Source organism: Lentzea sp. NPDC059081 (assembly GCF_042738015.1).
GTDB lineage: Bacteria > Actinomycetota > Actinomycetes > Mycobacteriales > Pseudonocardiaceae > Lentzea.
Genome location: NZ_JBHYGW010000006.1, coordinates 285,644 through 295,383, shown reverse-complemented (window position 1 = coordinate 295,383; position 9,740 = coordinate 285,644). Strand labels below are relative to the sequence as shown.

At 71.6% G+C, this 9,740-nt stretch carries 12 protein-coding genes and 1 pseudogene; 7 read left to right on the top strand and 6 right to left on the bottom strand.

The annotated features are described in order from the left end of the window. From ACFWV3_RS16780 to ACFWV3_RS16770, 3 genes and pseudogenes are all read left to right on the top strand, one after another. Positions 1–331, top strand: a pseudogene (locus ACFWV3_RS16780) (hypothetical protein); the annotation flags it as partial. Next, a complete protein-coding gene (locus tag ACFWV3_RS16775; RefSeq protein WP_382412138.1) occupies positions 328–2,034 on the top strand; it encodes a DUF2264 domain-containing protein in 1,707 nt (568 codons plus the stop codon). The pseudogene ACFWV3_RS16780 and the gene ACFWV3_RS16775, both read left to right, overlap by 4 nt. A gap of 52 nt (positions 2,035–2,086) precedes the next feature. After that, complete coding sequence (locus tag ACFWV3_RS16770; RefSeq protein ID WP_382412137.1) at positions 2,087–2,569, top strand: hypothetical protein; 483 nt, start codon at positions 2,087–2,089, stop codon at positions 2,567–2,569. On the opposite strand, the gene ACFWV3_RS16765 is transcribed toward ACFWV3_RS16770, so the two are convergent. The 3 genes from ACFWV3_RS16765 to ACFWV3_RS16755 all read right to left on the bottom strand — a co-directional run bounded on the left by ACFWV3_RS16765 (position 2,566) and on the right by ACFWV3_RS16755 (position 4,635). After that, positions 2,566–2,946 (bottom strand): class I SAM-dependent methyltransferase, encoded by a 381-nt coding sequence (locus tag ACFWV3_RS16765; RefSeq protein ID WP_382412136.1) that lies wholly within the window; start codon positions 2,944–2,946, stop codon positions 2,566–2,568. The two genes, ACFWV3_RS16770 and ACFWV3_RS16765, sit on opposite strands and share 4 nt — an antisense overlap. A 67-nt stretch (positions 2,947–3,013) precedes the next feature. After that, positions 3,014–3,421, bottom strand: a complete 408-nt coding sequence (locus ACFWV3_RS16760; RefSeq protein WP_382412135.1) for a VOC family protein — start codon at positions 3,419–3,421, stop codon at positions 3,014–3,016. A 68-nt stretch (positions 3,422–3,489) separates the two neighbouring features. Beyond that, positions 3,490–4,635 (bottom strand): acyl-CoA dehydrogenase family protein, encoded by a 1,146-nt coding sequence (locus ACFWV3_RS16755; RefSeq protein WP_382412134.1) that lies wholly within the window; start codon positions 4,633–4,635, stop codon positions 3,490–3,492. Positions 4,636–4,729: 94 nt separating this feature from the next. On the opposite strand from ACFWV3_RS16755, the gene ACFWV3_RS16750 reads away from it, so the two are divergent. Continuing rightward, on the top strand, positions 4,730–5,401 hold the full coding sequence (locus ACFWV3_RS16750) for a winged helix-turn-helix transcriptional regulator (RefSeq protein WP_382412132.1): 672 nt from the start codon (positions 4,730–4,732) through the stop codon (positions 5,399–5,401). 98 nt (positions 5,402–5,499) lie between these two features. After that, complete coding sequence (locus ACFWV3_RS16745) at positions 5,500–5,946, top strand: DoxX family membrane protein (RefSeq protein WP_382412131.1); 447 nt, start codon at positions 5,500–5,502, stop codon at positions 5,944–5,946. Between the two features lie 64 nt (positions 5,947–6,010). On the opposite strand, the gene ACFWV3_RS16740 is transcribed toward ACFWV3_RS16745, so the two are convergent. Together ACFWV3_RS16740 and ACFWV3_RS16735 are read right to left on the bottom strand one after the other, a co-directional pair. Beyond that, the gene (locus ACFWV3_RS16740) at positions 6,011–6,388 is read right to left on the bottom strand and encodes a PH domain-containing protein (RefSeq protein ID WP_382412130.1); all 378 of its coding nucleotides are present in this window, start codon (positions 6,386–6,388) and stop codon (positions 6,011–6,013) included. Positions 6,389–6,441: 53 nt separating this feature from the next. After that, entirely contained in the window at positions 6,442–6,975 is a 534-nt protein-coding gene (locus ACFWV3_RS16735; RefSeq protein WP_382412129.1) for a DUF6886 family protein, read from the bottom strand. Between the two features lie 18 nt (positions 6,976–6,993). On the opposite strand from ACFWV3_RS16735, the gene ACFWV3_RS16730 reads away from it, so the two are divergent. Then, complete coding sequence (locus tag ACFWV3_RS16730; protein WP_382412127.1) at positions 6,994–8,016, top strand: hypothetical protein; 1,023 nt, start codon at positions 6,994–6,996, stop codon at positions 8,014–8,016. On the opposite strand, the gene ACFWV3_RS16725 is transcribed toward ACFWV3_RS16730, so the two are convergent. Further along, positions 8,009–8,587, bottom strand: coding sequence for a TetR/AcrR family transcriptional regulator (locus ACFWV3_RS16725; protein ID WP_382412126.1), 579 nt, complete (start codon positions 8,585–8,587; stop codon positions 8,009–8,011). The two genes, ACFWV3_RS16730 and ACFWV3_RS16725, sit on opposite strands and share 8 nt — an antisense overlap. A 94-nt stretch (positions 8,588–8,681) precedes the next feature. Here ACFWV3_RS16725 and ACFWV3_RS16720 point away from each other — a divergent pair, with 94 nt between their 5' ends. Further along, positions 8,682–9,734 (top strand): aldo/keto reductase, encoded by a 1,053-nt coding sequence (locus ACFWV3_RS16720; RefSeq protein ID WP_382412125.1) that lies wholly within the window; start codon positions 8,682–8,684, stop codon positions 9,732–9,734. Positions 9,735–9,740 lie beyond the last annotated feature (6 nt).

Genomic DNA, 9,740 nt, shown 5'->3' with positions numbered 1-9,740 from the left:
CGGCTGCTCCGCCCTGTCGCCAACGCCGCTGGCCCGCTACCGCCGCGGCTGCTCCGCCCTGTCGCCAACGCCGCTGGCCCGCTACCGCCGCGGCTGCTCCGCCCTGTCGCCCAACCCCGCTGGCCCGCTACCGCCGCGGCTGCACCGCCGCGCCTGCACCGCCCCGCCACCCAACCCCGCCGCCCCCGCTGCTGCCGCCGCCCCGCTACCGCCACCACCCCGCTGCCGCCGCGACCACGCCACCGCCACGACCACGCCACCGCCACGACCACGCCGCCTCACACCACGAGCCGACAACCAGCCGGTCGAGCGAAGGGACCACCGAGCGTGAAGCTGCCAGATCCCGACCACGTCCTCAGCCCGCACACCGGGTTCGGCCGCGACCACTGGGTCGCCGCCGCCGACGGTCTGCTCGCCGCCGCCTGGCGGCACGCCTCGCCGGACCAGGCCTTCCTCTACCTGCCGGGCCGGCCGTCGCGCAGCGGGGTCGAGTCGGACGGGCTGGAGGGGTACGCGCGGACGTTCCTCGCCGCCGCGTTCCGCACCGCGCACGGTGACGACCCGCACGGCCTGCTGGAGCGTTATGCCGCGGGACTCACGGCTGGGCGGTGGCCCGCGATCACGGACGTGGGGCAGCCGATGGTCGAGTCGGCGTCGGTGGCGCTCGGGCTGCGGCTCACCAAGCCGTGGCTGTGGGACGAGCTCGCCGCGGACGTCCAGGACCGGGCCGAGGCGTGGCTGCGCGAGTCGCTCAGGCACGTGCCGGCCGCCAACAACTGGTACTTCTTCCCCTACACCGTCGCGTCCTTCCTGGAGGTCGCCGGGCGGGGTGACGACGAGACGCGGCAGGCGAAGCACCGGGCGATGGAGCTGCTCCGCGGTTGGTACGTCGGCGACGGGTGGTATTCCGACGGCGACGGCCGTGCGTTCGACCATTACAACGGGTGGGCGCTGCACCTCTATCCGGCGCTCGACGCGCACCTGGACAACCGGCCGATCACCACGCATCTGCGGGAACACCTCGACAGCTTCCGGCTGCTGTTCGGCGCGGACGGCGCTCCGCTCTACTTCGGACGGTCGCTGACCTACCGGTTCGCCGCGGCCGCCGCAGTCGCGCTGGGGGCGGTCAGCGGGGAGACGCCGTTGCGTCCCGGCCAGTCCCGGTTCCTCATGAGCAACGCGCTGAAGTACTTCCTCGACCGCGGCTCGCTCACCGACGGCCTGCTCAGCCTCGGCTGGCACGGCCCGCACGAGGCGAGCCTCCAGCCCTACTCCGGACCGGCTTCGCCCTACTGGGCCTCGAAGGCGTTCGTCTGCCTGCTCGCCGAGCCGGACCATCCACTGTGGACCGAGACCGAGAGCGACGTCCAGGAGGACCGCACGCTCGCGTTGCCGGGACCGGGCCTGCTCCTCCGCCGGCACGACGGCATCACCAGGCTGCACAACCACGGCAGCGACCACGTCCGGCCGTTCGAGGGCGAGCACGCGGCCGACGACGACCCGCTCTACAGCCGGTTCGCCTACTCGACGGCCACCGGGCCGACGGCCAAGCACAACGTCGCCGACAACCACCTCAGCCTGACCATCAGGGGCGACCGCAGCGTGCGCAGGCGGATCCACCCGCTGGGCGCGCGGGACAACTGGGCCGCCTCCTGGCACCGCCCGGTGTTCGCCGCGAACCAGCCGATGGTGCCGGGCCTGCGCGTCGAGAGCGTCACGGCCGTGTGGGACGACCAGGAGCTGCGCATCCACCGGGTGATCGGCGCGCCGCCCGGCACGCGGGCCGAGCTCACCGGCTGGGCGACCGACCTGCCGTCCGAGCTGAGGGGCATCAGCGGCTGGACGGCCTCCGAAAGCCGGACCGCGCCGCAGGGCACCGCCTTCACGACGAAGGCGAGCGTTCTTACCCTGACCGCCGACGTCGAGGGCACCGTGACGCTGGCGGCGGTGGCGGTCCTGGGCGGCACGGTCGCCGAGGTGGACTGGGCCGCGCGCGTCGACGAGGTGCTGAGGGCCACCCTCGACAGCGACTGAACGGGGTAACCCCGGTTGGGTAACACGGCGGCGGCCCGCTCGATGTAGGGGTGTGCGCATCACCCTCCTCGCCGCCGCCGCGTTCCTGCTCACCGCCTGCACGTCCACCCCGGAGGCGGCGCCGGAGCCTGCCCCGCAGCCGCCGACCACGGTGGAGCAGCCCGCCGGCGCCGGCCCGACCTGCGCCAACGCCAACTCGTCCGTCGTGGGCAAGGCGCTCGGGCTGCGGTTGCAGGGCCAGCGGGAGACCGTCGACAAGGCCGTGACCACGTGCACCTACGTGGGCTCCGGCATGCCGGTCGAGGTGCGGTTCACCGCCGGCGCGACGGCCGCGACGTTCGCCGAGGCCAAGCCGGAGGGCGCCAAGACGATCGACGGCTTCCAGGACGAGGCCTACGAGACGACGGCCGGCGGGTCCGAGACGACGCAGCACACGGTGGCCGCGCGCAAGGGCAAGACGCAGATCGAGGTCCGCTCGCCCGCGGGCGTCGAGCCGTCCAAGAAGCTGATCACGGACCTGTTCAGCCGGATCTAGACGGGCACGTCGAAGAACGACAGCACGCGGCCGCCGGGCGCGAGCCACGGCTCGACCAACGCCCGCGCGCGGTCGGGATCGCGGTGGAACAGCCCCACCCGCACGGCGAAGACCAGGTCGAACCGCCGGTCGCCGAGGTTCACGTCCTCGAGCGACGCGATGAGGAACTCCGCCTTGCCCGACGCCACGTACGGGGCGTTGCGCCGGGTCGCGGCCTCGACCATCCTCACGGAGCGGTCGATCGCGGTGAGCGTCCCGGTGGACAGCACCTGGCACACCATCGTGGCCGCCACGCCCTGCCCGCAGCCGATCTCCAGCACCCGGTCGCCGGGGCGGATCGCGAGGTGCCCGACGACTTCCCGCAGTCGCTCGCTCATGGTCCACATGATGCGTCACGGCGGCGGGCGGGGCCACCGACGCGGCCCCCGCCCGGAGGAGGACAGGTCAGCCCTGACCGCCGAGGTTGACCATCCAGCTCACGCCGAACCTGTCGGTGAGGTCGCCGTACTCGTCGCCCCACATCTGCTTCTCCAGCGGCGTACCGACCTTGCCACCGTCCGCGAGCTTGGCGAAGTACTCGCGCAGCACCTCGTCGTCGCCCGAGAGCGACACGGTGATGCTGGAGCCTGCCTTGACCTCCATGCCGGGCGGCGTGTCGGAGGCCATGATCGTGTAGCCGGCGTCGGTCTCCAGCTGGGCGTGCATGATCTGGTCTGCCTGCGGCGTGTCCTGCATGCCGAACTCGCCGAAGGTGTTCATCTTCAGCTCGCCGCCGAAGACCGACTGGTAGAACTCCATCGCTTGGCGGGCCTGGCCGTCGAAGCTGATGTACGGGTTGAGGCGAGTGGCCATCCGGAATCGCTCCTTAGGAAGGACGGGCCCGAATCCTCGCAAACCCTTGGCGGGCCTACAACTTGAACCTACTCCGTGACCCCGGGGTCACCCTGAGCGACCTTGCCCGCGTACACGAGTGTTGCTTCCGGCGTGAGCGGGTGGAACGTCCCCGCGCGCACGTCGCGGTAGGCCCGTTCGAGCGGTGACCGCCGGAAGAACGACCGTCCACCCAGGACCTCCATCGCGAGGCCGACGACCTCCACCGCCTCGAGGACGGCCTGGCGCTTCGCCAGCATCACCGCGGCGAGCGGTCCCGGACCGGCGGTGTAGTCGTCACCCAGCTCCTCGATCGAGCCCATCAGCGACCACCACGAGGTCCGCAGCTTGTGGTCCATCAGCCCGATCTGCCGGGTGGCGCTCTTCGACGTCGACCGCACGGCCACGTCCCGCGCCCCGGACGCGATGCCGAAGTAGGTGGCCCCGCACACCGGTGCGAAGTGGACGACCGCGGCGAACAGGGGCGCGCCGAACTCCCCGTACGGCCGGCGTGCGGCGATCTTGTCGGCCGGGACGAACACGTCCTCCATCACCACGTCGTGGCTGGCCGTGCCGCGCATGCCGAGCGTGTCCCAGGTTTCCTCGATGCGCACGCCGTCGGCGTCGAGCGGCGCGCTGAAGTGCAGCACCTCGTCACCCAGCACGGCCGACGTCGCCACGACGTCCGCGCGCGGCGACTGGCTGCAGAACGCCTTGCGGCCGGAGATCAGGAACCCGCCGTCCACCGGTGTCGCGGTCGTCGTCGGCCACAGCCAGTCCGACCCGCCGCTGGTGGCGATGACCAGGCCTTCCGCGGCCACCCGCCGCAGCACGCCCTCGGCGTCGGGTGCGCCCTTGTGTCTGCGGTAGCACTGCATCAGCGTGAGGTAGAGGTGCATGGTGACGGCCAGCGCGGTGGCACCGTCGTGCCGGGCGAGCTCGGCCTGCGCGTAGCAGACCTGGCGCATCGTCGCGCCGAGACCGCCCAGCTCCTCGGGTACGGCCAACGCCAGGTAGCCCTCCTCGCGCATGGCCTCGTACGCCTCGCTCACGAACGTGGCGTCGCGGTCGTGCTCGGCCGCGTGCCTCGCCGCGACGGCACCGATGCGGGCGGCCATCTCCGTGAACTTGGCGTCGTCCTTCCTCGTGACGGTCGGATAGGTGCTGGTCACACGGGGTGTGTCGAGTGTTGTCATGACACGAAGGTAGGAACGTGCGAGACCCGCGGGTAGTTCTGGAAGTGAACCGGACGGCGGTAACGAAAGCCCCGTCGCGGCGGAGACTCCCCGTGTGAGGACGTATGCGCAGTACTGCCCGATCGTCCGCGCCGTCGAGGTGCTGGGCGACCGGTGGACGTTGCTGATCGTGCGGGACATGCTCGTGGGTGCCTCGCGCTTCAACGAGATCTCCCGCGGCCTGCCCGGCCTCTCGCGGGCACTGCTGTCCCGGCGGCTGCGGCAGCTGGCGGCGGCCGGCCTGGTGGAGCGCACCGGCGACGGCTACGCGCTGACCCCGGCGGGGGAGGCGTTGCGGCCGCTGGTGTTCGGCCTCGCCGACTGGGGCGCCCGGTACGCGTTCGGCGACCCGCGGGCGGAGGAGCTCGACCCCGAGGTGCTGATGTGGTGGATGCACGGCCGCATCGACACCGGCACGCTCACGCGCCGCGCCACCATCGAGGTCCGCATCCACGATCGCCGCCGCACGTTCTGGCTCGTCGTCGAACCCGGTGACGCCTCCATCTGCTACACCGACCCCGGTCTGGAGGTCGACGCGGTGCTGGCGTCCGACATCGCCACGCTCTACCGCGTCTGGGAGGGCGAGTTCGAGCTGCTCGACGCCGTGCGCGCGGGCGCCGTGGAGCTGACCGGCCCGCGCTGGGTGGTGCGGGGGCTGCCGGACTGGCTGAAGCTCAGCCCGGTCGCCGAGACGGTGCGCGCTGCGCGGGTTCCTGACCTGCGCTGACGAGAATCTCGAAGATTTTCTGGGTCGTCGTGTCGATCCGGGCCGGTGCCCGTTCGACGCATCAGTGGAAGGACACGACAGCCCAGGAGGAACCAGAGATGACCGCGACCGTCACCGCCACCGCCGCCACCACCCCCGTCGTCCGCAAGTCCGCGTTCGCCCGCCACGCCACGCTCGCGACCCGCGTGCTGACCGGTCTGCTGTTCGCGGTCACCGGCTTGAACGGGTTCCTGAACTTCATGCCCGCCCCGGATCCGAGCACCATGGCGCCCGCCGGGGTCGCGTTCACCACCGCGCTCTACGCCACCGGGTACATGCTGCAGCTCGCCGCCGGTGTCCAGCTCGTCGCCGGTGTGCTGCTGGTGATCGGCCGGTTCGTGCCGCTGGCGCTGGCGATCCTCGCGCCGATGGTCGTCAACATCTTCCTGATCCACGTGTTCCTGGAGCCGTCGGGCCTCGGGATCGCGATCCTCGTGGTCCTCGCCGAGATCGGGCTGGCGTGGGCGTACCGCGACCGGTTCCGCCCGATGCTGCAGGCCCGCTAGGCCCCGCAAGCGAAATCCCCCGCCTGCCACTGGTCAGCGGGGGATTCTCGTTGTCCTGCAACGACTACCGCGCCACGAAGGTCGCGAGCAGCGCCTGGACCTCGTAGACGTCGACGCCCTTGCCGAACTGCTGGGAGATCGGCGTGTCGCTGCTGGAGATCCAGATCTTGAGCTCCGCGTCCATGTCGAAGTGGCCGGCGGTCTCGACCGAGAACTGCGTGATCGACTTGTACGGCACCGAGTGGTACTCGACCTTCTTGCCCGTCATGCCCTGCTTGTCGACCAGGATCAGGCGCCGGTCGGTGAACAGGAACGAGTCGCGCAGCAGCTGGTACGCCGCGTGGATCGGCTCCCCCTGGGCCAGCAGCCTGCCGAACTCCTGCGCGGCCGCCCTCGGGTCGAGCTTCGACGCGTTTCCCATCATTCCGCTGAGAAGTCCCATGCGTCCAGGTTTACCAGGCTTTCGCGAAGCCCGTCCGCACGACGCGAAGCGGATCAGCCGCCGTCGCGCGGCCGGGCGTTGCGCAGCCGGATGCCGCTCCACCCCAGCGAACTGGTCGTCACGGCGTCCCAGAACGGCCACAGCGACGGCAGCACCCGCAACGCGATCCCGGCCCGCTCGTGCAGCTCGAACAGGTCGCCGACGCGTTCCGCGGGACCCAGCGGCACCACCGGTTCCGTCGCCACCACCGCGTTGTCGCCGAACGGCCGGAACGGCGCCGCGTCGAACCGGTACGCGTACAGCTCCACCGTCCGCATCCGCTCCAGCCACCCGTACTCGACGGCGTGCACCCGCGACCCGCAGCCGGGCCCGATGATCCGGTCGCGGTCCTCGCCGGAACTGCCGGGAACGGTCCACGCCATCGCCCGCGGGCACTGCCGGGGAAACCAGTAGTCGGGGGACCTGGACGCGTCCACCGCCCACACGTACTCCCCGGGCTGCCGCGCCGTCGCCGCCAGGTGCGGGACGAAGCGGGTGATCGCCGGATCCTCGGAGAAGTGCAACACCTGACCTGGTTCGGGCCGCATGTGGTCATACTGACGCGCATGCGGAGGCTGACGCTCGTGGTTTTGCTGGTCCTCACCGGCTGCTCCTCAGGCGGCGCGGACAACGCCGCGGGCTTCACCCCCGTCGACCTGACGGCGACGCCCGAGGCGTTGGCGACGCACGGCGACATGCTGGTCATCGGCACGCGCCCGTCCGACCACCCGGAACTGGTCACGCGGACCAAGGACGGCGCGCTGAGCAACTCCCGGCTGACGCCGACGACCCCGTACGGCAAGGAAGCGCACTGGTACGGGATCACCTCCGACGGCACGACGATCACCGGTGTCGGCGGCGAACGCGGTGGCGCGCACGGCAACGTCCGGTGGAGCGCCTGGACCGGCGACACGCGGCAGATAGTCGAGAAGCCGCAGGCGTTCAGCACGTTCGGCGGCTACGGCGCCGGTGAGCTGATCGGGCCGGTGCGCACCCCGCAGGGGCCGTTGATCATCGGCACGTGGCAGAGCGCCAAGGCCGGTCTCGACATCGCCGTCTGGACCTACGCGGCCGACACGTGGAGCCGCCAGCCGTCCGAGGGCACGGTGCTGGAGAGCTCGCAGGAGCTGCTGCGCTTCCCGCTGGCCGTCGCACCGGACGGCGACGGCGCGATCGTCGTCGGCTGGCAGATCGCCAAGGGCACCGTGAGCGCCGCGGTCTGGCGGTTCGACGGCAAGACGTGGACCACGGCGACGCTCCCGGACGGTGACGCGGCGCTGGCCGCCCGGTGCTGGGACGGCACGTGCCACGTCGTGGGGCGCAGCAAGGGGAAGCTCGCCTGGTGGTCTGGTCCGGACTGGAAGAAGGTCGAGACGCCGGACGTCCCGGTCGCCGACAACGAGTCGCTCGCCGCACCCGTGCCCGTCAACGGCGTCCCGACGCTGTTCGTCGACCACGGCGGCGTGAAGCTCGTGTCCGGAAAGGACGAACGGCCCGCCGACGGGCCGAGCGGCGCGGTCGTGGCCGCCGAAGCGGTGGGCGGCCAGGTGTTCGTGATCGCCGGCGGACGGCTCTGGCGGCTCAGCTAGGCGGTGCCTGCAGGCCGGAGAACACGACGGAGATCAGCCGCCGGCCCTGGGCCACGCCCCCGTCGTCGTTCGGCACGCGCCACAGGAAGCTCATCAGCATGATGACGTCCGCCGGGTCGTGCCCCTCGGCCATCGTGCCCTCGGCGACGCACGCGTCGACCAGCCTGCCGACCGCCTCGGCCGCCGGTCCCCACGACTCGTCCACCATCTTCTGCGCCGCCTCGCTGTGCAGCGCGTCGCCGAGCCCGTGCTTGAGCCGGATGTAGGCCGACAGCGTCTCGAACCACTCGACGAACGCCGCCTTGGCCGACGTGTGGCGCGCCAGCACCTCGTCCGCCGTGGTGACCAGCCGGTCGATGTCGTGCCGGTACGCGCCGAGGATCAGGTCCTCGCGGGTGGGGAAGTGGCGGTAGAGGGTCCCCGCGCCGACGCCGGCGCGCTTGGCCACCTCGCTCAGCGTCACGAGCGGGTTCTCGGCGAACAGCTCGTGGGCCGCCTCGATGATCGCGACACGGTTGCGCGCGGCGGCCTTGCGCTGCGTGCCGTAGGTGCTCGGCGCCTGGTCTGCCATGCCCCCATGATGCCCTCCGGTTGACTCGCGGAGAATCCTCCGCTAGTTTCGGTCTCGCTTGCGGAGGATTCTCCGCATCTTCGGAGGACACCCCATGCGCTACGTGAAGCTCGGCACCACCGGTCTGGACGTCTCACCCGTCGCGATCGGCGCGATGACCTACGGCGACCCGGGACGCGGTCATCCCGTCTGGTCGCTCGGCGAGGACGACGCGCGGCCGTTGGTCAGGCACGCGCTCGAAGCCGGCATCAACTTCTTCGACACCGCGAACATGTACTCGAACGGCTCCAGCGAGGAGATCCTCGGCCGCGCGCTGAAGGACTTCGCGGACCGCGACGACGTGGTGATCGCGACCAAGCTGCGCCACCCGATGCGCCCCGGTCCCAACGGCAAGGGCCTGTCGCGCAAGGCGGTCATGACCGAGATCGACCACTCGCTGCGCCGCCTCGGCACGGACTACGTCGACCTCTACCAGGTGCACCGCAACGACCACGCGACGCCGCTGGAGGAGACCCTCGAAGCGCTGCACGACCTCGTCAAGGCGGGCAAGGTCCGCTACCTCGGCGCGTCGTCGATGTTCGCCTGGGAGTTCGCGAAGGCGCTGCACCTGCAGGAGCGGCACGGCTGGGCCCGGTTCGCGTCCCTGCAGCACCACTACAACCTGCTGGCCCGCGAGGAGGAGCGCGAGATGATCCCGCTCTGCCTCGACGAGGGCGTCGGCACGATCGTCTGGAGCCCGCTCGGCCGCGGCCGGCTCGCCCGCGCCTGGGACGACGCCCGGTCCACCGCCCGGTCCGAGACCGACGGCACCTACGCCGACACGCTCTACCCGCCCGAGCAAGAAGCTTCGAACCGCGCGATCGTCGACGCGGTCGGCGAGGTCGCGGCGGCCCACGGCGTGAGCCGCGCGTCCGTCGCACTGGCGTGGCTGCGCCGGCAGCCCGTCGTCACCGCGCCGCTGGTCGGTGCCGGGTCGATCGCGCAGATCGACGACGCCGTCGCGTCGCTGGACGTCGAGCTCACCGACGACGACGTGCGCGCCCTCACCGCCCCTTACACACCGCGCCACGACTGGCAGGGCGTCTCCGACGAAGCCGCGATGGACGCGATCCGCGCCCGCGTTCCCGGAATGGCCCTGCAGTCGTGACCTTCG

What these genes read in the sequence shown, in the direction of transcription:
- ACFWV3_RS16765 (WP_382412136.1), bottom strand. Translation starts at nt 2,946, where the DNA reads ATGAGCGAGCGACTGCGGGAAGTCGTCGGGCACCTCGCGATCCGCCCC.
- ACFWV3_RS16760 (WP_382412135.1), bottom strand. Translation starts at nt 3,421, where the DNA reads ATGGCCACTCGCCTCAACCCGTACATCAGCTTCGACGGCCAGGCCCGC.
- ACFWV3_RS16755 (WP_382412134.1), bottom strand. Translation starts at nt 4,635, where the DNA reads ATGACAACACTCGACACACCCCGTGTGACCAGCACCTATCCGACCGTC.
- ACFWV3_RS16745 (WP_382412131.1), top strand. Translation starts at nt 5,500, where the DNA reads ATGACCGCGACCGTCACCGCCACCGCCGCCACCACCCCCGTCGTCCGC.
- ACFWV3_RS16740 (WP_382412130.1), bottom strand. Translation starts at nt 6,388, where the DNA reads ATGGGACTTCTCAGCGGAATGATGGGAAACGCGTCGAAGCTCGACCCG.
- ACFWV3_RS16735 (WP_382412129.1), bottom strand. Translation starts at nt 6,975, where the DNA reads ATGCGGCCCGAACCAGGTCAGGTGTTGCACTTCTCCGAGGATCCGGCG.
- ACFWV3_RS16730 (WP_382412127.1), top strand. Translation starts at nt 6,994, where the DNA reads ATGCGGAGGCTGACGCTCGTGGTTTTGCTGGTCCTCACCGGCTGCTCC.
- ACFWV3_RS16725 (WP_382412126.1), bottom strand. Translation starts at nt 8,587, where the DNA reads ATGGCAGACCAGGCGCCGAGCACCTACGGCACGCAGCGCAAGGCCGCC.
- ACFWV3_RS16720 (WP_382412125.1), top strand. Translation starts at nt 8,682, where the DNA reads ATGCGCTACGTGAAGCTCGGCACCACCGGTCTGGACGTCTCACCCGTC.